This window comes from Streptomyces sp. C1-1 (assembly GCF_050214755.1).
Classification (GTDB): domain Bacteria; phylum Actinomycetota; class Actinomycetes; order Streptomycetales; family Streptomycetaceae; genus Streptomyces.
Genome location: NZ_CP189826.1, coordinates 4,364,429 through 4,387,697 on the forward strand (window position 1 = coordinate 4,364,429; position 23,269 = coordinate 4,387,697).

24 protein-coding genes are annotated in these 23,269 nt (G+C 71.8%); 6 read left to right on the forward strand and 18 right to left on the reverse strand.

The annotated features are described in order from the left end of the window. Positions 1-191: 191 nt before the first annotated feature. Genes ACQF4J_RS19740 through tsaB form a run of 4 tightly spaced genes read right to left on the reverse strand, consistent with a single transcriptional unit; the run spans position 192 to position 2,683 of the window. Positions 192-449: a hypothetical protein gene (locus tag ACQF4J_RS19740; RefSeq protein WP_351562713.1), complete on the reverse strand. Its 258-nt coding sequence runs from the start codon at positions 447-449 to the stop codon at positions 192-194. Then, on the reverse strand, positions 446-1,531 hold the full coding sequence (gene tsaD, locus ACQF4J_RS19745; protein ID WP_351562715.1) for a tRNA (adenosine(37)-N6)-threonylcarbamoyltransferase complex transferase subunit TsaD: 1,086 nt from the start codon (positions 1,529-1,531) through the stop codon (positions 446-448). Before tsaD ends, ACQF4J_RS19740 begins: the two co-directional genes overlap by 4 nt. Then, on the reverse strand, positions 1,524-2,030 hold the full coding sequence (gene rimI / locus ACQF4J_RS19750) for a ribosomal protein S18-alanine N-acetyltransferase (RefSeq protein WP_351562717.1): 507 nt from the start codon (positions 2,028-2,030) through the stop codon (positions 1,524-1,526). Before rimI ends, tsaD begins: the two co-directional genes overlap by 8 nt. Continuing rightward, complete coding sequence (tsaB, locus tag ACQF4J_RS19755) at positions 2,027-2,683, reverse strand: tRNA (adenosine(37)-N6)-threonylcarbamoyltransferase complex dimerization subunit type 1 TsaB (RefSeq protein ID WP_351562719.1); 657 nt, start codon at positions 2,681-2,683, stop codon at positions 2,027-2,029. Before tsaB ends, rimI begins: the two co-directional genes overlap by 4 nt. A 114-nt stretch (positions 2,684-2,797) precedes the next feature. Here tsaB and ACQF4J_RS19760 point away from each other — a divergent pair, with 114 nt between their 5' ends. Then, the gene (locus ACQF4J_RS19760) at positions 2,798-3,352 is read left to right on the forward strand and encodes a hypothetical protein (RefSeq protein ID WP_351562721.1); all 555 of its coding nucleotides are present in this window, start codon (positions 2,798-2,800) and stop codon (positions 3,350-3,352) included. 41 nt (positions 3,353-3,393) lie between these two features. On the opposite strand, the gene ACQF4J_RS19765 is transcribed toward ACQF4J_RS19760, so the two are convergent. The 7 genes from ACQF4J_RS19765 to ACQF4J_RS19795 form a co-directional block, all read right to left on the reverse strand. Continuing rightward, a complete protein-coding gene (locus ACQF4J_RS19765; protein WP_351562723.1) occupies positions 3,394-3,546 on the reverse strand; it encodes a hypothetical protein in 153 nt (50 codons plus the stop codon). Between the two features lie 135 nt (positions 3,547-3,681). Further along, positions 3,682-4,194 carry a tRNA (adenosine(37)-N6)-threonylcarbamoyltransferase complex ATPase subunit type 1 TsaE gene (gene tsaE, locus ACQF4J_RS19770; RefSeq protein ID WP_351562725.1) on the reverse strand — a complete coding sequence of 171 codons (513 nt, stop codon included), beginning with the start codon at positions 4,192-4,194 and terminating at the stop codon, positions 3,682-3,684. Further along, positions 4,160-5,410, reverse strand: a complete 1,251-nt coding sequence (locus tag ACQF4J_RS19775; protein WP_351562727.1) for an alpha/beta fold hydrolase — start codon at positions 5,408-5,410, stop codon at positions 4,160-4,162. Before ACQF4J_RS19775 ends, tsaE begins: the two co-directional genes overlap by 35 nt. Positions 5,411-5,501: 91 nt before the next feature. Continuing rightward, positions 5,502-6,680, reverse strand: a complete 1,179-nt coding sequence (gene alr / locus ACQF4J_RS19780; RefSeq protein WP_427166343.1) for an alanine racemase — start codon at positions 6,678-6,680, stop codon at positions 5,502-5,504. A gap of 46 nt (positions 6,681-6,726) precedes the next feature. After that, positions 6,727-7,611, reverse strand: coding sequence for a L,D-transpeptidase family protein (locus tag ACQF4J_RS19785; protein ID WP_427166345.1), 885 nt, complete (start codon positions 7,609-7,611; stop codon positions 6,727-6,729). Between the two features lie 243 nt (positions 7,612-7,854). After that, the gene (locus ACQF4J_RS19790; protein WP_427166346.1) at positions 7,855-9,327 is read right to left on the reverse strand and encodes an NAD(P)H-hydrate dehydratase; all 1,473 of its coding nucleotides are present in this window, start codon (positions 9,325-9,327) and stop codon (positions 7,855-7,857) included. A gap of 136 nt (positions 9,328-9,463) precedes the next feature. Beyond that, the gene (locus ACQF4J_RS19795; protein WP_351562733.1) at positions 9,464-9,835 is read right to left on the reverse strand and encodes a holo-ACP synthase; all 372 of its coding nucleotides are present in this window, start codon (positions 9,833-9,835) and stop codon (positions 9,464-9,466) included. Between the two features lie 253 nt (positions 9,836-10,088). Between ACQF4J_RS19795 and ACQF4J_RS19800 the strand changes: the two genes are divergently transcribed. Beyond that, positions 10,089-11,009: a hypothetical protein gene (locus ACQF4J_RS19800; RefSeq protein WP_427166348.1), complete on the forward strand. Its 921-nt coding sequence runs from the start codon at positions 10,089-10,091 to the stop codon at positions 11,007-11,009. Positions 11,010-11,027: 18 nt separating this feature from the next. Then, a complete protein-coding gene (locus tag ACQF4J_RS19805; RefSeq protein ID WP_427166350.1) occupies positions 11,028-12,830 on the forward strand; it encodes a M16 family metallopeptidase in 1,803 nt (600 codons plus the stop codon). Positions 12,831-12,837: 7 nt separating this feature from the next. Here ACQF4J_RS19805 and glmS read toward each other — a convergent pair whose 3' ends face one another. Continuing rightward, the gene (glmS, locus tag ACQF4J_RS19810) at positions 12,838-14,685 is read right to left on the reverse strand and encodes a glutamine--fructose-6-phosphate transaminase (isomerizing) (protein WP_351802348.1); all 1,848 of its coding nucleotides are present in this window, start codon (positions 14,683-14,685) and stop codon (positions 12,838-12,840) included. A gap of 165 nt (positions 14,686-14,850) precedes the next feature. Here glmS and coaA point away from each other — a divergent pair, with 165 nt between their 5' ends. Further along, positions 14,851-15,819 (forward strand): type I pantothenate kinase, encoded by a 969-nt coding sequence (coaA, locus tag ACQF4J_RS19815; RefSeq protein ID WP_351562741.1) that lies wholly within the window; start codon positions 14,851-14,853, stop codon positions 15,817-15,819. 16 nt (positions 15,820-15,835) lie between these two features. Beyond that, the gene (locus ACQF4J_RS19820) at positions 15,836-16,783 is read left to right on the forward strand and encodes a DUF389 domain-containing protein (protein ID WP_351562743.1); all 948 of its coding nucleotides are present in this window, start codon (positions 15,836-15,838) and stop codon (positions 16,781-16,783) included. An 85-nt stretch (positions 16,784-16,868) separates the two neighbouring features. On the opposite strand, the gene glmM is transcribed toward ACQF4J_RS19820, so the two are convergent. The 3 genes from glmM to rplM all read right to left on the reverse strand — a co-directional run bounded on the left by glmM (position 16,869) and on the right by rplM (position 19,408). Then, on the reverse strand, positions 16,869-18,227 hold the full coding sequence (glmM, locus tag ACQF4J_RS19825) for a phosphoglucosamine mutase (protein WP_351802350.1): 1,359 nt from the start codon (positions 18,225-18,227) through the stop codon (positions 16,869-16,871). 183 nt (positions 18,228-18,410) lie between these two features. Beyond that, entirely contained in the window at positions 18,411-18,923 is a 513-nt protein-coding gene (gene rpsI, locus ACQF4J_RS19830; RefSeq protein ID WP_142141946.1) for a 30S ribosomal protein S9, read from the reverse strand. A 41-nt stretch (positions 18,924-18,964) separates the two neighbouring features. Continuing rightward, positions 18,965-19,408, reverse strand: a complete 444-nt coding sequence (gene rplM, locus ACQF4J_RS19835) for a 50S ribosomal protein L13 (RefSeq protein ID WP_058923752.1) — start codon at positions 19,406-19,408, stop codon at positions 18,965-18,967. 324 nt (positions 19,409-19,732) lie between these two features. Between rplM and ACQF4J_RS19840 the strand changes: the two genes are divergently transcribed. Continuing rightward, positions 19,733-20,614 (forward strand): hypothetical protein, encoded by an 882-nt coding sequence (locus tag ACQF4J_RS19840; protein WP_427166352.1) that lies wholly within the window; start codon positions 19,733-19,735, stop codon positions 20,612-20,614. A 25-nt stretch (positions 20,615-20,639) separates the two neighbouring features. On the opposite strand, the gene truA is transcribed toward ACQF4J_RS19840, so the two are convergent. From truA to ACQF4J_RS19855, 3 genes are all read right to left on the reverse strand, one after another. Continuing rightward, positions 20,640-21,497, reverse strand: coding sequence for a tRNA pseudouridine(38-40) synthase TruA (truA, locus tag ACQF4J_RS19845; protein WP_351562749.1), 858 nt, complete (start codon positions 21,495-21,497; stop codon positions 20,640-20,642). Between the two features lie 142 nt (positions 21,498-21,639). Further along, on the reverse strand, positions 21,640-22,143 hold the full coding sequence (rplQ, locus tag ACQF4J_RS19850) for a 50S ribosomal protein L17 (RefSeq protein WP_351562751.1): 504 nt from the start codon (positions 22,141-22,143) through the stop codon (positions 21,640-21,642). Between the two features lie 96 nt (positions 22,144-22,239). After that, complete coding sequence (locus tag ACQF4J_RS19855) at positions 22,240-23,262, reverse strand: DNA-directed RNA polymerase subunit alpha (protein WP_003966937.1); 1,023 nt, start codon at positions 23,260-23,262, stop codon at positions 22,240-22,242. Positions 23,263-23,269 lie beyond the last annotated feature (7 nt).

The following is a 23,269-nucleotide window of genomic DNA, read 5'->3' on the forward strand; positions in this document are numbered from 1 at the left end:
CGCCGGCCGTCGCATCACTCGAACCGTCACGGGACGGAATCGGCCAGAAGGCGCATACCGAGAATGAGGAATGTATCCATCCGAACAGGGGGCGTTCAGGAGAAGTCGTCCAGCTTTACGCAAGTGAGATATGTAACAGGGTGGATAGGCTTACGACATATGCCGTACATGTCCGAGCCGATCGGGTGGCCTCAGTCCGTCCCCACCGACTCGAACCGCCACCGGTGCACCGCGCGGGTCACCAACTCCGCCGGTGGTTCGGGGAGTTCCGGCAGGTCGGCGTCGTAGGGCGCGTTCCACCAGGTGATGACGAGGACGCGGTCCTGCGGGGCCCGGAAGGTCTCGCGGCGCAGGGGACGCTCCGGCAGCTCCTGTTCCCCGGCCCAGGCCAGGAGCCGGTCGCCGAGACCCGCCGCGGCCCGCGCCTCCCACATCAGCGCGACCGTCACGAGTACAGGTTCTCCTCGCCGGCCTCGTGGACGTGGTCGTGCCCCGGCACGTGGGGTTCGGTCACCGGCAGCGACGAGTCCGCCGACAGGTCCCAGCTCGACGCCGCACGGCCCCGGGCGACCATCTCCGCGCCGAGCGCGGCCACCATCGCGCCGTTGTCCGTGCACAGCTTCGGCCGCGGCACCCGCAGCCGGATGCCGGCCGCCTCGCACCGCTCCTGCGCCAGCGCCCGCAGCCGCGAGTTGGCGGCCACGCCACCGCCGATCATCAGGTGGTCGACGCCCTCGTCCTTGCAGGCCCGTACGGCCTTGCGGGTCAGCACGTCCACGACCGCCTCCTGGAAGGACGCCGACACGTCACGCACCGGCACCTCCTCCCCCGCCGCCCGCTTGGCCTCGATCCAGCGGGCCACGGCCGTCTTCAGACCGGAGAAGGAGAAGTCGTACGCCGGGTCGCGCGGGCCGGTCAGGCCACGCGGGAAGGCGATCGCCGAGGGGTCGCCCTCGCGGGCGTAGCGGTCGATGACCGGGCCGCCGGGGAAGCCGAGGTTCAGCACGCGCGCGATCTTGTCGAAGGCCTCGCCGGCCGCGTCGTCGATGGTCGCGCCGAGCGGGCGGACGTCGGAGGTGATGTCCGTCGACAGCAGCAGGGACGAGTGCCCGCCGGAGACCAGCAGCGCCATCGTCGGCTCGGGCAGCGCGCCGTGCTCCAGCTGGTCGACGCAGATGTGGGAGGCGAGGTGGTTGACGCCGTAGAGGGGCTTGCCGAGCGCGTAGGCGTACGCCTTGGCCGCCGTGACGCCGACCAGCAGGGCGCCCGCGAGGCCCGGGCCGGCCGTCACCGCGACGCCGTCGAGGTCGCGGGCGCTCACCCCCGCCTCCTTCAGCGCCCGGTCGATCGTCGGGACCATCGCCTCCAGGTGGGCGCGGCTCGCGACCTCGGGGACGACCCCTCCGAAGCGGGCGTGCTCGTCGACGCTGGAGGCGACCGCGTCGGCCAGCAGGGTGGTGCCGCGGACGATGCCGACGCCGGTCTCGTCGCAGGAGGTCTCGATGCCGAGGACGAGAGGTTCGTCAGCCATGGATCTCGGTTCCTTGTACGGAAGTGGAAGGGTCGGTCAGTCGCATCACCAGGGCGTCCACGTTGCCCGGCTGGTAGTAGCCGCGCCGGAACCCGATGGCCTCGAAGCCGAAGCGCTCGTAGAGCTTCTGGGCGCGGATGTTGTCGATCCGGCACTCCAGCATCACTTCGGCGCACTCGAACGCGGTGGCGGCCCTCAGCAGTTCGGTCAGCAGCAGCCCGCCGAGGCCGGTGCCCCAGTGGTCGCGGCGGACGGCGATGGTCTGGATGTCGGCAAGGTCCCCCGAGGCGGCGAGGCCCGCGTAGCCGACGATCCGCTCGCCGTCCTCGGCGACGAGGTACCGGCGCGTCGCCTCGGCTCCGCGCGCGTGGGCCAGCTCGGACCAGAACATGCCCCGGGACCAGGCGTCCTCGGGGAAGAGGTCCTTCTCCAGTTCCAGCACGGGATCGATGTCCCACCAGCGCATCTCGCGCAGACGAGGAGTCACGGCGTCGGTCACTTGGGGGTGACCACCTTGTAGTTCTTGGGGACCTGGGCGTCGGGCCGGCGCAGATACAGCGGCCGCGGGGCGGGCAGCTCCTCGCCCGCGGCCAGCTTCTCGGCGGCCAGCCGTGCCAGCGCCGCCGCCGACACGTGCTCCGGCTCGTGCGCGTGCGGGAAGGTGTCCGGATACAGCAGCGCGCCCGCGCCGACGGCCGGCAGCCCGGCCACCTGCTCGGCGATGTCGGCGGGCCGGTCCACGGCCGGGTCGGTCAGCCGGGTGCGGGAGTCGGCGTACCGCGCCCAGTAGACCTCCTTGCGCCGGGCGTCGGTCGCCACGACGAAGGGGCCCTCGTCGATGTCGGCCGCGTAGGCCAGCCCGTCCAGGGTGCAGACGCCGTGCACGGGGACACCGAGGACGAGCCCGAAGGTGTCGGCGGTCATCAGGCCGACGCGCAGCCCGGTGTAGGGGCCGGGCCCGATTCCCACGACGACGCCGGTGACGGCGTCCAGCGTGAGTCCGGCCTCGGTGAGGACGCGGTCGACGGCCGGCAGCAGCAGCTCTCCGTGCCGGCGCGCGTCCACCTGGCTCGACGAGGCGATGACGTCGTGGCCGTCGTGCAGGGCGACGGTGACGGCTGGGGTGGCGGTATCCAGAGCGAGCAAGAGCACGCAAACAGCGTACGGCGGTTTGGGGCACGGCATTGCCGCCCCGGTGAGGCACGCTCGTGCTGCTACGGTCGCCGGGAAGCACGGCGTACGAGGCGATGGGTCAGGTGGGCGACGGTGGCGAACGGCAGCTCCGGATTCGTGCTCGGGCTCACCGCGGCGGCCCTCGCGGCCGTCGGCGCACTCGCCTTCCAGGCCTCGGCGACGGTCCCGGCGGGCTTCGGCACGCCGCACGCGAGCGCCTCCGCGGCACCGGCCGTCTCGAAGGCTCCCCGCGTCAGACGCGACCCCGCGGCCCTGCCCGGCGGCTCCGGCAGGGGTCCGCGGGTCGTGTACTCCGTAGCCGGCAACCGGGTGTGGCTGGTCGGCAAGCGCGACAGGATCGTCCGGACGTACGAGGTCACCGCGGGCACCGTCGATCCGGTGCCGGGTGCCTACACGGTCAGGTCCCGCTCGAACTCGGTCACCGGCACCGACGGCACCCCCATCGAGCACGTCGTCCGCTTCACGAGCGTGGACGGCGTGGCCGTGGGCTTCAGCGCGGCGGTGCGGGAGCCGAAGTCGGCGCCGGACCCGGGCGTGCGCACCGGCGGCATCCGCGAGTCCCGCGCGGACGGCCTGGCGATGTGGAAGTTCGCGACGATCGGCGTGAACGTCGTGGTGGTTCCGTAGGCCGCCCGTTGGTCCAGCCGCCCGGAGTGGTCCGCCGAGTTTCAGGCGGCTCTGCGGTGTCCGGCCGTCCCGGGGTCGGGCAGGCGGGGCGGGGTGGAGATCGCGGTCGCGGCGGCGCAGGACGCGAGCAGCTCGCGCATGGGAACCGCGGGCATCACGCGCGGCGGCTTCTCGTCTCGTTCCATGGCCGGCATGGACGCCTCCTGACGTGCGGGGGCGGGCGTAGTTAGGTAGACCTAACCACGGGCTGGATACCATGTGACCACGAGCGAGACGCGGAAAGCAACATTTTGCCGACGCGTTGTCGGAACGTTCACGGAAAACGGCCGCTACGCGGAGAGCACGCTCAGGTCCACCGCGGCCCAGCGCTCCCCGAGCCCGGTCACCGTCACGTGCCGCACCTCGTCCGCGGTGTCCCCCACGGCGCGGTGGATGACGACGTGCAGCCGGTCCTCGGTCAGCTCCTCGACCTTGCCCTCGCCCCACTCCACGACGATCACGGACTCGGGCAGCGAGACGTCGAGGTCCAGGTCCTCCATCTCGTCCAGCCCGCCGCCCAGCCGGTAGGCGTCGACGTGGACCAGCGGCGGGCCGTCGCCCAGGGACGGGTGCACGCGGGCGATGACGAAGGTGGGCGAGGTGACGGCACCCCGCACCCCCAGCCCCTCGCCGAGTCCGCGGGTGAGGGTCGTCTTGCCGGCGCCGAGTTCCCCGTTGAGCATCAGGAGGTCACCGGCGCGCAGCAGCTTGGCCAGCCGGCGGCCGAGGTCCTGCATCTGCTCGGGGGAGGTGACCGTCAGCCGGGTCTCAACCGGGTTGTGCGGTGCTGCTGGTGCTTCCATAGCCACCCACGGTAGCCCCTGCGGGCACGGCACCCGCACGAGTGAGCAGGTCGGCGAGCCGGTCGGTGACCACTTCCGGGTGTTCCAGCATCACCAGGTGCCCGGCGTCCGGGACCAGCACCAGCTCGGCGTCCGGCAGCAGGTCGGCGATGGCCTCGCTGTGCTCGCTGGGCGTGACCAGGTCGCCGATGCCGGCCAGGACCAGCACCGGCATGTCCGTGAAGTGGACGAGCGCCTCGGTCTTGTCGTGGTCGTTGAACGCCGGGTAGTACTCGGCGACCACGTCGATCGGCGTGGCCTCGATCATCCGCTCGGCGAACCGCACGATGGCCGGGTCGACGTCCCGGGAGGCGAACGAGTACCGCTTGATGATCCCGGCGAACAGGTCGGCGGTGGCCCGCCGGCCCCGCTCCACAAGCGCGGCCTGCTGCCCCAGCGCCTTCAGCACGCCGGGCAGCACCCGCCGTACGGCGTTCACGCCCGCGACGGGCAACCCGAAGTTGACCTCGCCGAGCCGCCCGGACGACGTACCGACGAAGGCGGTGGCGACGACCCGGTCCCGGATCAGCTCCGGGTACTGGTCGGCCAGTGCCATCACGGTCATCCCGCCCATGGAGTGCCCGACCAGCACGATCGGCCCGGTCGGCGCGGCGGCGTCGATGACGGCCCTGAGGTCCCGCCCGAGCTGCTCGATGTCGACGGGCACCCCGTCCTGCACCTGCCGCACGCCCCGCCCGGAACGGCCGTGGCTGCGCTGGTCCCAGTGCACGGTCCGTACGACACCTCTCAGGGCCGCGCGCTGGAAGTGCCAGGAGTCCTGGCTGAGGCAGTAGCCGTGGCTGAAGACGACGGTGACGGGCGCGGGCGCCTTCCGCCCGAACAGGCGTCTGCGGCGCGGACCGAGCGCGGGCACGGCGTCGGGGTCGACGTCGTCGACCTCGTAGTACAGCTCGGTGCCGTCGTCGGCGTACGCCTTGCCGGGCGTGCCGCGCAGCGCGCCGTACGGGCCGGCCGAGTCGAGGGCGAGCCGCGCCTTCTTCCGCATCCCGCGTCCCACGGTGAGCCGCTCGATGGCGACGCCGGCCGCGGCCCCCGCCGCGACCACACCTATCGCCGCGCCGGCGATGCCGGTGGCCCGGCGCCAGTTCCCGGCCGCCCCCGTGGCGGAGGCGACGGCCGCGGCGGCCGCGACGACCTCCGCACTGCTCTCGCTCACGTACCGCTCCTCTTTCGCCGGAATGCCGTTCGCTGGGTCGGGTGACGCGGATACCGCCTGACCTGCCGGTGCCGTGCCTTCGGCAGGTCCCTCAGCGGATTACCCCGTCTGGTTCCTCATTCACATAGACGCGGGGAACGCGCGTTCCGATGCGTGTGACGATTTCGTACGCGATGGTTCCCGCGGCCTGCGCCCAGTCCTCGGCGGTGGGCTCGCCGCGGTCGCCCGGCCCGAAGAGCACCGCCTCCGCGCCGACCGGCGGCTCGTCCCCGCCCAGGTCCACGACGAACTGGTCCATCGCGATCCGTCCCGCGACCGTCCGCCACTTGCCCCCGACCAGCACCGGGCCGTTCCCCGAGGCGTGCCGGGGGATGCCGTCCGCGTACCCGAGGGGCACGAGGCCGAGGGTGGTCCGGCCGGAGGTGACGTAATGATGCCCGTAACTGACGCCGTGCCCCCCGGGAACGTGCTTCACCAGCGCGAGGTTCGCCGAGAGCGTCATCACCGGCCGCAGTCCGAAGTCGGCGGAGGTGCCGAGCTCGGGGCTGGGCGAGATGCCGTAGAGCGCGATCCCGGTGCGCACGAGGTCGAAGTGGGAGTCGGGGACGGTGAGGGTGGCGGGCGAGTTGGCGATGTGCCGCACCTCCGGCCGGACGCCCTGCCGCTCCGCGTGGTCGACCATCTCCCGGAAGAGGTCGAGCTGGGCGGCGATGGAGGGGTGCCCCGGTTCGTCGGCGCAGGCGAAGTGGGACCACAGTCCGGTGATCCGCAGCACCCCGTCGGCCTCGGCCCGCAGGGCCTCGGCGACCAGCTCGGCCCAGTCCTCGCCCGGCTGGCAGCCGTTGCGCCCCAGCCCGGTGTCGGCCTTGAGCTGCACGCGGGCGGGAACCCCGGCCGCCCGCGCCGCGGCCGTGACCTCGGCCAGGGCCCACATCCCGCTCACCGACACGTCGATGTCGGCCTCGACGGCCTCCCGCCAGGGCCCGCCCGGCGTCCACAGCCAGCACATGACGCGCCCCGGAAGCCCCGCCCGGCGCAGCGCGAGGGCCTCCTCGGGCGTGGCGGTCCCCAGCCACCCGGCTCCGGCCTCGACGGCCGCCCGGGCGCACCGGACCGCCCCGTGGCCGTAGGCCTCGGACTTGACCACGGCCATGAGCTGCGCCCCGGGCGCGAGGGCGCGCAGGGTCCGCACATTGGCGCGCAGGGCCCCCAGGTCGATCTCGGCACGGGCGCGCAGGGGCGCGGTCGGGGCAGATGCAGTCTCAGTCATGGCGCCCCCAGTGTCTCAGAGGGCGCCGGGAGCGCCGGAGCCCCGTCTACGCGCCGGGCCTGCGTCCCCACACGTACACCCGGTCGCCCTTCTTCAGCACGCTCCACAGCTTGCGGGCGTCACCGAGCCGGAGGTTGACGCAGCCCCAGGAGCCGACGGTGGTGTAGATGGTGCCGTAGACGGCGTGGAAGGCCTCTCCGCCGTCGAAGAACTGGGCGTAGGGCATGGGCGAGTTGTAGAGCGTGGACCAGTGGTTCTTGTGCCGCCAGTAGATCGTGTGCCAGCCGGCCCGAGTGCGGTGCCCGGCCCGCCCGCTGCGCATCGGCACGGGCCCGAAGACGACCTTTTTGCCTTTCTGCACCCAGGTCAGCTCCCGGTTGAGATCGACGCAGGCGACCCGGTAGGAGCGCACCGGGCACTTCCCGGCGGCGTTGGGGTTCTTGCGCGCCCCGATGAGCTGCATGGTGGCCCAGGTCACAGGGCCCGCGAACCCGATCGCGGGCTTGATGCCGTGCCCGGCCTGGAAGGCGCGGATGGCCCGGCAGTCGGCGGCGGACTGCCGCCCGTCCGCCCTGAGCTTCAGCCACCGTTCCACGGCCCGCTGATACGGCCCGGTCCGCTTGCTGCACGTCACCTTCTTGACCGCGTCCCCGAGGGGGACGTACTCGACGAGGTCGTACGTCCCCGGGGCCGCGCCCCTCGGTTCGACGGCGTCCTCCGCCGCGCTCGGCGCGTACACCCTCGGGGCGAGCATCTGGTCCGGCGTGTCGATCTGCCAGGGCCGGGAGGGGCCCGGGGGGAGACCCGGGACGAGTTCGGCGTCGGCGGGGTTGGGGGCGGCAGCGGCGGGGAGGCCGGCGCCGACGGACAGGGCGGTGGCCGCGGTGAGCAGCATCGCGATGCCTCGGTGGGCGATTCGTCTTCTGATCATCCCATCAGAGAAACGTGACGATACGCCCGATCGGGGACGGCGCGCGGCCGGGTCACCCTTATTGCGGAGCGGGACGGGTCACCCGTCGTGCTTGCACCGGAGCCGGTCCGGTCACCCGTCGTGCTTGCACCGGAGCCGGTCCGGTCACCCGTCGTGCTTGCACCGGAGCCGGTCCGGTCACCCTTCGTGCTTGCACCGGAGCCGGTCCGGTCACCCTTCGTGCTTGCACTGGAGCGCGTCGGCTCAGCCGCGTACGTCCCGCCAGGCCCCCGGAATCGCCTCCGCCACGTCGTGCGCCCCGGCCGGCGCGCCGTTGGCCGCGAACCGCCCGGCCAGGCCGTGCAGATAGGCGGCCGCGCTGCCCGCGTCCAGCGCCGACAGCCCCGACGCCAGCAGCGACCCGGCGAGTCCCGACAGCACGTCCCCGCTGCCGGCGGTGGCCAGCCAGGACGTGCCGGTCGCGTTGGCCCGTACGAGCGCGCTCTCCGGGTCGGCGACGAGCGTGGTCGACCCCTTGAGCAGCACGGTCGCCCGGTACCTCGCCGCAAGCTCCCGCACCCACTTCAGCCGCGCCCCCTCGACCTCCTCGCGCGCGACACCCAGCAGGGCGGCGGCCTCCCCGGCGTGCGGGGTCATGAGCGTGGGCGCACGCCGATCCCGTACGACGTCCAGGTCGGCGAGCCGCAGCCCGTCCGCGTCGATCAGCACCGGTACGTCGGCCTCCAGCACCTCGGCCACGGTCCCGGCGTCGTCCCCGGCACCGGGGCCGACCACCCACGCCTGCACGCGCCCCGCCTTGTGCGGTCCCTGGTCCGACACGAGCGTCTCGGGGAACCGCGCGATGACGGCGTCCCCGGCGGGCCCGACGTACCGGACGGCGCCCGCGCCACCGCGCAGCGCCCCGGACACGGCGAGGACGGCGGCGCCCGGATACCGGGCGGACCCGGCGGCGATCCCCACCACCCCCCGCCGGTACTTGTCGCTCTCGGCGCCGGGCGCCGGCAGCAGCGCGGCCACGTCGGCGTGCTGCAGCGCCTCCAGCTCGGGCCGCGCGGGCAGCACCTCGCCGAGCCCGATGTCGACGAGCCGAACGGAACCGGCGTATTCGCGCGCGGGATCGACGAGCAGGCCGGGCTTGTGCGTGCCGAAGGTCACGGTGAGATCGGCACGGACGGCGGCGCCCCGCACCTCTCCGGTGTCGGCGTCGACGCCGCTGGGCAGGTCGACGGCGACGACGGCCGCCCCGGACTGGGCGACGACCCCGGCCAGCCGCTCCGCCTCCGGCCGCAGTCCGCCCTTGCCGCCGATACCGACGATGCCGTCGAGGACGACGTCGGCGCGAAGGATCGCCTCCTCCACGCGGTCGAAGCCCGCGGCCGCGGCGGGTTCGGTGCCGCTCCCGGCCTCCACGACCCGCCCTCCGGCCCGCCGCAACGCCGCGAGCCCCCCGGCGTGCACGCGTTCGGGCGAGAGCAGTACGGCCGCGACCCCCGCCCCGCGCCGGGCGAGCCGCGCGCCGGCGTACAGGGTGTCGCCCCCGTTGTCCCCGCTCCCGACGAGCAGCACGACCCGGCTTCCGTAGACCCGCCCCAGCAGTTCGGCACAGGCGGCGGCGAGCCCCGCCGCCGCCCGCTGCATCAACGCACCCTCCGGAACCCGCGCCATGAGCTCCCGCTCGGCACCCCTGACCGTCTCCACGCTGTACGCAGTACGCATACGCCCGAGTCTGCCCCGAACCCGTCGCCACCCGCACCCGCCCCACCCGGAAGGGCCCGCGGGCCTGTCGTTTGGAACAGCTCGCCGTCGCGCAAGAAACCGTCCCCTGCAGCCAACCTGATCCAAACGACAGGCCCTAGCCCTCCGCGATCACCACCGCCGACGCGACCCCCGCGTCATGGCTCAACGACACGTGCCACGACCGCACACCCAGCTCCGCCGCCTTCGCCGCCACGCTCCCCTTCACGCGCAGCCGGGGCCGCCCGCTGTCCTCGACGTACACCTCGGCATCGGTCCACAGCAGCCCGGCCGGTGCGCCGAGCGCCTTGGCGAGGGCCTCCTTGGCGGCGAACCGGGCCGCGAGCGAGGCGACCCCACGGCGCTCCCCGTTCGGCAACAGCAACTCGTCCCGCACGAAGAGCCGTTCAGCCATCCCGGGCGTACGCTTCAGCGACGCCTCGAACCGCTCGATCTCGGCCACGTCGATACCGACCCCGATGATGCTCATGCCGAGCACCTTAGGGTGCCGGACGGCAGCCCGAGCCGCCCGGAAGGCCGTAACGGCTGCGCGAAATCCCGGTCCCTCCCGTCACACCCCCCTGCTAGCCTGCGAAGCCTCTCGCGCGCCTGGGGGGCCAGTTCGCGCGCTCTTTTCATCGATCGGTCAAGGGGGCGCCCGTATGGGCGAAAGCACCGTAGGCAAGGGGACCTTGAGCAAGGGGGCCGCAGCAGGCGGTGGAGCCGGTGGCTCGTCGGGCCCGGTGAGTGATCCGTTCGACGCCTTGCCCGGGCTGGCCCCGCTGCGTGCCGCCGCGTGGGACGACGACTGGGCGGGCACGCAGGCCTTCCTCGCGGAGATCGGGGATTGCGCCGCCGACGTCTCGTTCGCCGCGGGCCTCCTCGCGGGCGTGGAGCGGACGGAGGCGTATCTGGAACGGGCCGTGAAGGCGCTGCCCGCCGACCCTCTCCCCCGCACTCTCCTCGCGGAGCGGTACATCCGCATCGGCTGGCGCGTCCGCAGCGGCGCCCGGGCCGAGCGGGTCTCGCGGGACCAGTTCGCCCAGTTCCACGACTGGCTGCGCAAGGCCGAGCTGCTGCTGATCGAAGTGTGCGCGGAGCACCCGGAGTACGGCCCCGCCTGGACCGCCCGGCTGCTGACCGCCCGCGGCCTGGAGCTGGGGCAGTCCGAGGCGCGGCGGCGATACGACCGGCTCTCGGAGCACCATCCGCACCTCCTGCGGGCGCAGTCGCAGCTGTTGCAGCAGCTGTGCCCCAAGTGGAGCGGCTCCTGGGAGGCCGCGCACGGTTTCGCGAGGGAGACGGCGGCGGCCGCGCCTTCCGGCTCCCCCGCCGGAGCCCTGATCGCCGAGGCCCACATCGAGCGCTGGCTGGACCTGGGCGGCGCCGCGGCCACCGAGTACCTGCGCGATGTGGCGGTCCGCAACGAACTGCGCGACGCCGCCCGGATGTCCGTGCTGCATCCCGACCACCGCCCGGGATGGCACTCGTGGGGCGCCCACAGCACGTTCGCCCTCGTCTTCTCGCTCGGTGGTCATCTCCGGGACGCGGCCGCGCACTTCGCCGCCCTGGGCGACACGGTCTCCGAGTCGTTCTGGCAGTACCTGCCCGACTGGAAGAACCGTTTCACGACGTACCGCACGGCCGCGTCGGCGGCGCTCTGAGGACGGGGACGACACCACATGACCACGCCGAACACGACCACGCCCCCCGACATCGCGCAGCCGGACCTCGCCGCGCTCGACGGCCTCGTCGGCCACACCACCGTGCACGGCATCCCCGCCCTGTTCGCGCCCCGCCCCGGCCCCCTCACCGCCGGTCTCCTCTTCCGGGTGGGCCGGGCCGACGAGACCCTGCCCACGACCGGCGTCACCCACCTCGTCGAGCACCTCGCGCTGCACCGCCTGGGCCTGTCCGACCTGCACTACAACGGGGCCACGGCGGACGCGTACACCCTCTTCCACGTCACCGGCGACGAGGAGGAGGTCGTCACCTACCTCAACGGTGTCTGCGCGGCACTGCGCGACCTCCCGCTGGAGCGGCTGGAGACCGAGAAGGAGATCCTGCGGACGGAGGCGGGCAGCCGCGGGAACGGCCCCCTGTCACAGATGCCGCTGTGGCGCTACGGCGCCCAGGGCCACGGCCTCGCGAGCTACGACGAACTGGGCACCCGCAGCCTGACGGCCGACCAGGTACGGCACTGGGCCGAGACCCGCTTCACCCGGGACAACGCCGTGCTGTGGCTCACCGGCGACCAGGTGCCCGAGGGCCTGGACCTCACCCTGCCCGCCGGCCGCCGCATCCCCGCCCCGGCCGCCACCAGCGCGCTGCCCGTCACGCCCGCCTACATCGGCGGCGACGACGGCCACATCGCCTTCACCTCCGTGGTGCGCCGCTCCACCGCCGCCGCCGTGTTCGCCGAGATCCTGGGCCGCGCCCTCTTCCAGGACCTGCGCCAGAAGGGCGGCTACTCCTACTCCGCGGAGGCCGACTACACCCCGCGCGACGCCGACTTCGCCACCCTCACCGCGTACGCCGACGCCCTGCCGCAGAAGCAGGACGCGGCACTCGGCGGCTTCGTCGACGCCTTCGCCCGGCTGCGCGCGGGCCGCGTCGAGCAGGCCGAACTGGACTCCGCGCGCGGCAAGTTGCTCAAGCGCTACGACGTGCCCGACCTGGGCGCGGCCCTGCTGCCGTCGTACGCGCACAGCCTGCTGCTCGGCCACCGGCTGCTGACCCCCGAACAGCACCGGGCCGAGCTGGAGGCGGTGACGGTGGAGGACCTGCGCGAGGTGGCCCGCGAGGCCTGGGACGGCGGGCTGCTCCAGGTACCGACCCGCGGCGCCGAGTGGGCGGGCCTGACCCCGGCCCCGCGGTACTCGCCGACCGGGGTGTCCGGCACCCTGCACCCCTCGCTGGAGGACGACGACGTCACGCTGGTCATCGGGGACACCGGCGTGACGCTGTCACTGCCCGCCGGCCTGGTCACCGTCCGGTACGACGCGTGCGCCGCGATGACCACCCGCCCCGACGGGGCCCGGTACCTGACCGGCCTCGACGGTTTCCGGGTGGCCGTGGAGCCGACCCTGTACGGCGATGTCACACCCGAGCGGATCGCGGTCGTGGACGCGGCCGTGCCCGCCGAGGCGGTGGTCCCGCTGCCGGCCCGCAACGAGGAGGAGATCCCCCGGCCGCGGGAGCGCAAGCCCGCTGCGCCGGCCGCCGGGACCGATGCCTCCGGGACGTCGGGTACCTACGGAGCGACAGGGAAGAGGGCCTGGAGGTGGTCGCTCGGGCTCCTGCTCATGCTGGGCGTGGACGTGGTGTTCGGGGCGGGCGTCCTGCTCACCGCCGTCCACCTGGCCGAGTCCGCCGACCCGCGGTGGAGCCGCCTTCTGCCCGCGGTCGTTCCTGGCATCCTGCTCATGCGCATCACGTACCGGACGTACCTGAGCGCGACGGGCGCCCCCGAAAGGCGCCCCTGAGCGCCGCCTACTCCACCGTCACCGACTTCGCCAGGTTCCGCGGCTGGTCCACCTCGTTGCCCCGTGCCGTGGCCAGCTCGCAGGCGAACACCTGCAGCGGCACCGTCGCCACCAGCGGCTGCAGCAGCGTCGGCGTCGCCGGGATGCGGATGAGGTGGTCGGCGTACGGCACCACCGCCTCGTCGCCCTCCTCCGCGATGACGATCGTCCGCGCGCCCCGGGCCCGGATCTCCTGGATGTTGGAGACGATCTTGTCGTGGAGGACGGAACGCCCGCGCGGCGACGGCACGACCACCACCACCGGCAGATCCTCCTCGATCAACGCGATCGGCCCGTGCTTCAGCTCCCCCGCCGCGAACCCCTCGGCGTGCATGTAGGCGAGCTCCTTCAGCTTCAGCGCGCCCTCCAGCGCCACCGGGTAGCCCACGTGCCGCCCCAGGAACAGCACCGTGTCCTTGTGGGCCAGGGTGCGCGCCAGCGCCCGTACCGGCTCCATGGTCTCCAGCACCCGCTCGACCTCGCCGGAGATCTGGGACAGGTCCCGGATGACGGCGGTGATCTCGTCGCCCCACTTGGTGCCGCGCACCTGCCCCAGGTACAGCGCCACCAGATAGCAGGCCACCAGCTGGGTCAGGAACGCCTTCGTCGAGGCGACCGCCACCTCCGGACCGGCGTGCGTGTACAGCACCGCGTCCGACTCGCGCGGAATCGTCGACCCGTTCGTGTTGCAGATCGCCAGCACCTTGGACCCCTGCTGCCGCGCGTGCCGCAGCGCCATCAGCGTGTCCATGGTCTCCCCGGACTGCGAGATCGCGATCACCAGCGAGCGCCCGCCCAGGATGGGGTCCCGGTAGCGGAACTCGCTCGCCAGCTCCACCTCGCACGGGATCCGCGTCCAGTGCTCGATGGCGTACTTGGCGATCAGCCCGGCGTGGAAGGCCGTACCGCACGCGACGATGACGACCTTGTCGACCTCGCGCAGCTCGGCGTCGGAGATCCGCACCTCGTCCAGCGTCAGCGAGCCCGCGGCGTCGATGCGCCCCAGCAGCGTGTCGGCGACCGCCTTGGGCTGCTCGGCGATCTCCTTGAGCATGAAGTAGTCGTAGCCGCCCTTCTCGGCGGCCGACGCGTCCCAGTCGACGTGGTAGGAGCGCGTCTCGGCCGGACGCCCGTCGAAGCCGGTCACCGTCACCCCGTCGCGGCGCAGCTCCACCACCTGGTCCTGGCCCAGCTCGACCGCGGAGCGCGTGTGCGCGATGAACGCGGCGACGTCGGAGGCCAGGAACGCCTCTCCGTCCCCGACCCCGACCACCAGCGGTGAGTTCCGCCGCGCCCCCACCACCACGTCCGGGTCGTCGGCGTGCACCGCGACCAGCGTGAACGCCCCCTCCAGCCGCCGGCACACCAGCCGCATCGCCTCCGCGAGATCCGCGCAGGCGGAGAACTCCTCCGCGATCAGGTGCGCGACCACCTCGGTGTCGGTCTCGGAGGCCAGCTCGTGCCCCCGCTCCTCCAGCTCGGCCCGCAGCACCGCGAAGTTCTCGATGATGCCGTTGTGGACGACGCAGACCCGGCCCGCGTTGTCGAGGTGGGGATGGGCGTTGGCGTCTGTCGGTCCGCCGTGCGTGGCCCAGCGGGTGTGACCGATCCCCGTGGAACCCGTCGGCAGGGGCCGGTCCACCAGCTCCTTCTCCAGGTTCACCAGCTTCCCGGCCTTCTTCGCGGCCGCCAGCCCCCCGTCCGCCAGCACGGCGACACCCGCCGAGTCGTATCCCCGGTACTCCAGCCGCTTCAGTCCGGCCATCACGACATCCAGCGCCGACTGCGACCCCACGTATCCCACGATTCCGCACATGGGCGGCAGCCTACGGGCGAACCGGCGCCCGAAAGAGGCTCATCGTGCCCGGATTCGGAAATTCCCACGGCCATACGAACCCGCGCCGAAAGAGCGTGACGCACCCCACCCGCCATCGCGTTCAAACTCCGTTAACAATGGACTGTGATCTCTCCGGTCAACTCGATGCCCCGGAGCGCCCACCGGCGAGGGCCGGAGGCGACTCCCTACGTCGACCTCACCCGTTCCGAGTGGAGCGCGCTGCGGGACAAGACGCCGCTGCCGCTGACCGCCGAGGAGGTCGAGAAGGTGCGCGGCCTCGGCGACGTCATCGACCTCGACGAGGTGCGGGACATCTACCTCCCGCTGTCCCGCCTCCTCAATCTGTACGTGGGCGCCACCGACGGCCTCAGAGGCGCCCTGAACACCTTCCTCGGCGAGCAGGGCTCCCAGTCCGGCACGCCCTTCGTGATAGGGATCGCCGGTTCGGTGGCCTGCGGCAAGTCCACCGTCGCCCGGCTGCTGCAGGCCCTGCTGTCCCGCTGGCCCGAGCATCCGCGCGTCGAGCGGGTCACCACCGACGGCTTCCTGCTGCCCACCAAGGAGCTCCAGGCCCGCGGGCTGATGTCGAGGAAGGGCTTCCCCGAGTCGTACGACCGCCGGGCCCTGACCCGGTTCGTCGCCGACGTCAAGGCGGGCAAGGACGAGGTCACCGCACCCGTCTACTCCCACCTCATCTACGACATCGTCCCGGGCGAGAAGCTCGTCGTACGCCGGCCCGACATCCTGATCGTCGAGGGCCTGAACGTCCTCCAGCCCGCCCTGCCCGGCAAGGACGGCCGCACCCGCGTCGGCCTCGCCGACTACTTCGACTTCAGTGTGTACGTCGACGCGGGCGCCGAGGACGTCGAGAGCTGGTACCTCAACCGCTTCAAGAAGCTGCGCCAGACCGCCTTCCAGGACCCGAACTCCTACTTCCGCAAGTACACCCAGGTCTCCGAGGAAGAGGCCCTCGACTACGCCCGCGCCCAGTGGCGCACCATCAACAAGCCCAACCTGGTGGAGAACATCGCCCCCACCCGCGGCCGCGCCACCCTGGTGCTGCGCAAGGGCCCGGACCACAAGGTGCAGCGGCTGCGGCTGCGCAAGCTCTGACCGTTAGTCTGCGCCCATGCTGCACCTGCGTCTGATCACACCGTCCGACCGGACGGACGACGTGGTCCGCCTGATCGAGAAGACGGTCGGCACCACGCACCTCGTCGTCGTCCCCGGCGCCGCCCGCAACCCCGCCGGGGACCTCGTGATGTGCGACGTGGCCCGCGAGGCCGGCGACGAACTCCTCACAGGTCTGCAGGAGTTGGGCCTGGACCGCACCGGTTCGATCGCCGTCGAGAACATCGACCTGTCACTGTCCAAGCGGGCCGACAAGGCGGAGGCGGAGGCCCCGGGCGAGGGCGCGGACGCCGTCCTGTGGGAGCACCTCACCGACGCCACCCACGAGGAGTCGACGCTCTCCGCCACCTACCTCGCCTTCATCACGCTCGCCACGATGATCGCGGCCTGCGGTGTCGTCCTGGACAACGCGATCCTCATCGTGGGCGCGATGGCGGTCGGCCCTGAGTTCGGGCCCCTCGCCGGTGTCTGCACGGCGATCGTGCAACGCGCCCCGCGCCTGGCGCTGCGGTCACTGGTCGCGCTGCTGGTGGGCTTCGCCGTGGCCATGCTGCTGACGGTCGGCTTCAGCCTGTTCATGGACGCGGTCGGCCTCTTCACCAAGGCCCAGCTGGAGGCGGAGCGGCCCAACACGGGCTTCATCTACGCCCCGGACTGGTTCTCGTTCGTGGTCGCGATCCTGGCGGGGGCGGCGGGCACCCTCTCCCTGACCTCGGCCAAGTCGGGCGCCCTGGTCGGCGTCGCCATCTCCGTGACGACGGTCCCGGCCGCCGCCAACGCGGCGGTGGCCCTGGTCTACAGCGACACCCACCAGGCGGTGCGTTCCTCGGAACAACTGCTCCTGAACCTCATGGGCATCGTCCTGGCAGGCACCCTGACGCTACTCATCCAGAAGTGGCTCTGGTCCAGGCAACGGCATCTTTCGAAGGGACGGCAAGGCCGCTGACCTCAGGGGCGCGGGGAACTGCGCGACCAACCACGATGGCGCCGCAGCCCGCACCGCACAGCACCCCCACTCCGAACCCGGCGACTTAACCCAACGCCGACTTGACCGCGTCAGCGAGCCGCCCCGCCACGGACCGAGCCTGCTCGATGTCCGCGGCCTCCACCATCACCCGCACCAGCGGCTCGGTCCCCGACGGCCGCAGCAACACCCGCCCGGTGGAACCGAGTTCCTGCTCGGCCTCGGCGACGGCGGACGCCAGCTCGGCCGACGTACCGACCCTGGACCTGTCCACGTCCGGCACATTGATCAGCACCTGGGGCAGCCGCTCCATCACGGACGCGAGGTCCTTCAGCGACCGCCCGGTCTCAGCGACCCGAGCGGCCAGCATCAGCCCGGTCAGCGTCCCGTCCCCGGTCGTCGCGTGATCGAGGATGATCACGTGCCCGGACTGCTCGCCGCCGAGCGCGTACCCGTGCTGCTTCATCTCCTCCAGGACGTACCGGTCCCCCACCGCCGTCTGGACGAGTTTCAGTCCCTCCCGCTCCAGCGCGAGCTTGAAGCCCAGGTTGGACATGACGGTCGCGACCACGGTCTCGGACCGCAGCACGGAGCGTTCCCGCATGGCGAGCGCGAGCACGGCGAGGATCTGGTCGCCGTCGACCTCGGCTCCCGTGTGGTCCACGGCGAGGCACCGGTCGGCGTCGCCGTCGTGGGCGATGCCCAGCGCGGCCCCGTGCTCGACGACGGCCGCCTTCAGCTTGTCCAGGTGGGTGGACCCGCACCCGTCGTTGATGTTCAGCCCGTCCGGCTCGGCCCCGATCGTGACGACCTCGGCCCCGGCCCGCGAGAACGCCTCCGGCGACACCCGCGCCGCCGCGCCGTGCGCCTCGTCGAGGACGATCCTCAGCCCGTCCAGCCGGTTGGGCAGTACGGCGATGAGATGGGCGACGTACTGGTCGAACCCCTCGTCGTACGTCCGTACCCGCCCCACGCCCGCGCCGGTCGGCCGTTCCCACGGCTCCCCGTGCCGGTGGGAGTCGTACACGGCCTCGATCCTGTCCTCGAGCTCGTCGGCGAGCTTGTGACCGCCGCGGGCGAAGAACTTGACGCCGTTGTCGGGCATGGCGTTGTGGCTGGCGGAGAGCATGACGCCCAGGTCGGCGCCGAGCGCGCCGGTCAGGTACGCGACGGCGGGCGTGGGCAGCACACCGACCCGCAGCACGTCGACGCCGGCGCTCGCGAGGCCCGCGACCACCGCGGCCTCCAGGAACTCCCCGGACGCACGCGGATCGCGTCCGACGACCGCCGTAGGCCGGTGGCCCTCGAACGTGCCCGCCTCGGCCAGCACGTGCGCCGCCGCCACCGACAGACCGAGTGCCATCTCGGCGGTCAGATCCGCGTTGGCGACGCCGCGCACGCCGTCCGTGCCGAAGAGTCGTCCCACTTGTCCTCCTGAGAAAGCGTCAGCTGTTGCAGGCGTACCGGCAGCCCGACATCCCGGCATCCGATCACATGAGCCTCTGAGCATCTTGTGCCGTTATACGCCCACGACGGTGATAAACGAACGCCCCGGTCGGCACTGTGGCGTGCCGCCGGGGCGTTCGGAGTACGTGCAGGCAGCTGGTGATTAGCGCTTGCTGTACTGCGGGGCCTTGCGGGCCTTCTTCAGACCGGCCTTCTTGCGCTCGACCGCACGGTCGTCGCGGCGGAGGAAGCCGGCCTTCTTGAGCGGGCCGCGGTTGTTGTCGACGTCGGCCTCGTTCAGCGCGCGGGCGACACCGAGACGGAGCGCACCGGCCTGACCGGAGACACCGCCACCGGCGATGCGGGCGATGACGTCGTAGCGACCCTCGAGCTCGAGCACCTTGAAGGGCTCGTTGACTTCCTGCTGGTGCACCTTGTTCGGGAAGTAGTCCTCGAGGGTGCGACCGTTGATCTTCCACTTGCCTGTGCCCGGGACGATCCGGACGCGGGCGATGGCGTTCTTGCGACGGCCCAGGCCGGCGGCCGGCTGGGGGTCGCCGAAGCGGGAAGCCATGGACTCGGAGGTGTACTCGCCCTCGACGGGGACGTCCGACTCCGTGGTGTAGCTGTCGATGTCAAGCTCTTCGAGCGGCTGCTCGGCAGTGGTCTCGGCCACGATTCTCCTCAGATTCTCTTCAGGCTTAGGGGTGGCCGGACTTACTGCGCGACCTGGGTGATCTCGAACGGCTGCGGCTGCTGCGCGCCGTGCGGGTGCTGGTCACCCTTGTAGACCTTCAGCTTCGAGAGCATCTGACGGCCCAGCGTGTTCTTGGGGAGCATGCCCTTGACGGCCTTCTCGATGGCCTTCTCGGGGTTCTTGTCCAGCAGCTCGTCGTAGCGGACGGAGCGCAGACCACCCGGGTAGCCGGAGTGGCGGTACGCCATCTTCTGGGTCCGCTTGTTGCCGGAGAGGTGCACCTTGTCGGCGTTGATGATGATGACGAAGTCACCGGTGTCGACGTGGGGCGCGTAGATCGGCTTGTGCTTGCCGCGGAGAAGAGACGCGGCGGTCGTGGCCAGACGACCCAGGACGACGTCCTGAGCATCGATGACGTGCCACTGGCGAGTCACATCGCCGGGCTTGGGGCTGTATGTACGCACTTCGCAGCCTTTTTCTTCAGTGGATGGGTGCTGACACATGGCATCACTGAAGCGATCGTGCAGCTGGGGACGACAATGCCGGGGACGCTGCCCGTATGCCGCCCACTGGTAACTGCTCCAGGGAACCTAGGTATGGGCCTCTCGCGTGAGAACGAGCAAGCCAATACACAACGAAGATGCAGGATACCGGGGCGCCCCCGGACGGGTCAAAACGAGCCCGCCGCGGCGATCTGCGGCCGAGATGTACGGGCCTGTCACAAAGGTCCCCAGGAGCCTCGCCGGAGCCACACCGACCCCCTCCGTACCCCGTCTAAGATGCGCCCCATGAGCTTTGGGCAGCAGGGGGGTCCCCAGTCTCAATGGGATCCCTGGAAACCGAACTCCCAGCAGCCGTGGAACGGTGGCGGTGACGGCCGGACCCCGGACTGGGCCGCGCTCGCGGAGGCCTCCGAGACGCGCAACAGGCGGCGCCGGCTGCTGTTCATCGGCGGCGGGGCGCTCGCCACCATCGCGATAGGCACCGCCGTCGCGATGGCCGTGGTGTCCGCGAACAGCGACAACAAGGCGTCCGGCAACCCGTCGAACCTGCCGGCCAGCGCGTCCATCCCGGGCAGCACCGCCACCGCCCCCTCCTTCGCGCCGACCAGCGCGCCGCCGCCGCTGGACCCGAAGGAGTTCATCTCCAGCAAGGCCAAGGACACGGCGCCGCTCAGCGCGGCCCTCCTCTTCCCGGGCGCCCGGCTGACCATGGGCTCGACGGTCTACCAGAAGGGCGCCACGGCCGACACCAACAACTGCGCCTCGGCCGTACAGGGCACCTACGTGAATCTCCTCACGGCCAACAAGTGCACCCGACTGATGCGCGTGACGTACCAGAAGGACGGCGTCGCGGTGACGGTCGGCGTGGCCGTGTTCGACACGGAGGCCCAGGCGACCAAGGTCAAGGCCACTGCGGACAAGAAGGGCTTCGTCAAGCCGCTCTCGGGCGGCGGTGTGAAGGCCTTCTGCAACGCCGCCACCTGCCGCACGACGGTCAACTCCTACGGCCGGTACGCCTACTTCACCACCGGCGGCTTCCTGAACGGCAAGGACGTCACGAACAAGGACACGAAGGTGTTCTCGACCGGCGACGACCTGCAGACGTTCACCTTCCGCCAGATCCGCAGGCGCGGCGAGGCCCAGGCGTCGGCCGCGGCGACCGAGTAGGGCGCCCGGCTCCCGGGCGCCGCGGTCAGCAGCAGGCGGCCCCGGGGAGCGTCCGCCGGTTGCGGGCCTCCCTGTTCCGGGCGGCCAGCAGCTCGTCGGCCGGGTAGCCGACCTCCTCCAGCGTCAGCCCGTGCGGTCGCACGACGTGCACGGCCGAGTCCCGGACCCCGGCGGCCAGCACCTTGCCCGGCCACTCCGGGCCCCGGTGCCCGTCGCCGACGAACAGCAGCGCGCCGATCAGCGAGCGCACCATGTTGTGGCAGAAGGCGTCGGCACGGACGGTGGCGGTGACGATCCCGTCGTCGCCCCGCACCAGGCTGAGCTCCTGGAGCGTCCGGATCGTGGTGGCGCCCTCGCGCTTCTTGCAGTACGCGGCGAAGTCGTGCTCGCCGAGCAGCCGCTGGGCCGCCTCGTTCATGGCGTCGACGTCGAGCGGCCAGTCGTGCCACAGGACGTGGTTGCGCAGCAGCGGGTCGACCCCGCCGGGGTTGTCCGTCACCCGGTACGCGTAGCGCCGCCAGACGGCCGAGAACCGGGCGTTGAAGCCGCTGGGCGCCTCCCTGAGGGCCCAGACCCGTACGTCTCTCGGCAGCCGCCCGGCGAGCCGTTTGAGCAGCTTCTCGTGGTGTTCACGCCAGACCGCCTCCGGCAGGTCGACGTGCGCCACCTGTCCCCGGGCATGCACCCCGGCGTCCGTCCGCCCGGCGACGGTCAGCTCGTACGTCGTCTCCCCCGACCGCGTGACGGTCCGCAGGGCGTCCTCGATCTCCCCCTGCACGGTCCGCCGCCCGCCGGCCTGCCTGGCCCAGCCGGAGAAGTCGCTGCCGTCGTAGGACAGATCGAGGCGTAGACGTACGTAACCGGGTGCTGCTTCATCACTCACACGGAGATCCTCTCAGGTACGAGAAAGCGGGCCCGCCCCCCGAAGGGAACGGACCCGCTGAGCGCCCGCGAGGGGCGCGGGGATCTGCGCGACCAGCCACCACGAACCCGCGGCCGGCGGCGCACAGTCCCCGCCGGAACGCTTACGCGTCCTTCGACTCCTCGGCAGCCTCGGTCTCGGCGCCCTCGGCCTCGTCGGCCTTGGTCTCCTCGACCTTGGCCTCCTCGGCCTCCTTGACCGCACGCTTCGTCGCGGCCTCGGCCTCGCCGGTCGCCTGCTGCGCCACCGTCAGCGCCTCGACCAGCTCGATGACGGCCATGGGCGCGTTGTCGCCACGGCGGTTACCGATCTTGGTGATGCGCGTGTAGCCGCCCGGACGGTTCTCGTAGCGCGGGCCGATCTCGGTGAAGAGCGTGTGGACGACGCTCTTGTCCGTGATCACCTGGAGCACCTGACGGCGGTTGTGAAGGTCGCCCTTCTTCGCCTTGGTGACCAGACGCTCGGCGTACGGCCGCAGACGGCGGGCCTTCGCCTCGGTGGTGGTGATACGGCCGTGCTCGAAGAGGCTCTTCGCCAGGTTCGCGAGGAGCAGCTTCTCGTGCGCGGCGCTGCCGCCCAGACGGGCACCCTTGGTGGGCTTCGGCATTGTTCTTCTCCTGTGTGTCTGCCCCGGCCGTGTCAGGTACCGGGGTCAGGAACCCGATGAGCGGATGCCCATCGGCAACGACCGATCAGGTACTGATCAGTACTGCTCGGTCTCCACGAAACCCGCGTCCGCGTCGTCGTCGGCGCCGAAGGCGTCGGCAGCGGCCGTGGGGTCGAATCCGGGCGGGCTGTCCTTCAGGGCCAGGCCCATGCCGGCCAGCTTCGCCTTGACCTCGTCGATCGACTTCGCACCGAAGTTGCGGATGTCGAGCAGGTCGGCCTCGGAACGCGCGACGAGCTCACCCACGGAGTGGATGCCCTCGCGCTTGAGGCAGTTGTACGACCGAACGGTGAGCTCCAGCTCCTCGATCGGCAGCGCCAGGTCGGCGGCAAGGGCGGCGTCCGTGGGGGACGGGCCCATGTCGATGCCCTCGGCGTCGATGTTCAGCTCGCGGGCGAGACCGAACAGCTCGACCAGGGTCTTACCGGCGGAGGCCATGGCGTCACGGGGACGCATCGCCTGCTTGGTCTCGACGTCGACGATCAGCTTGTCGAAGTCGGTGCGCTGCTCGACACGGGTCGCCTCGACCTTGTACGTGACCTTCAGCACGGGGCTGTAGATGGAGTCGACCGGGATACGGCCGATCTCCTGGCCCACCTGCTTGTTCTGCACGGCGGAGACGTAACCGCGGCCACGCTCGACCGTGAGCTCCATCTCCAGCTTGCCCTTGCCGTTGAGCGTGGCGAGGACGAGGTCGGGGTTGTGCACCTCGACACCGGCCGGGGGCGCGATGTCGGCGGCGGTGACCAGACCCGGGCCCTGCTTGCGCAGGTACATCACGACCGGCTCGTCGTGCTCCGAGGAGACGACCAGCTGCTTGATGTTGAGGATCAGGTCGGTGACGTCCTCCTTGACGCCCGGCACGGTGGTGAACTCGTGCAGGACGCCGTCGATGCGGATGCTGGTGACAGCAGCGCCGGGGATCGACGACAGGAGGGTGCGGCGGAGGGAGTTGCCGAGGGTGTAGCCGAAGCCCGGCTCCAGCGGCTCGATCACGAACCGGGAGCGGAACTCGTCGACGACCTCTTCGGTCAACGAGGGACGCTGAGCGATCAGCATGTGTGGA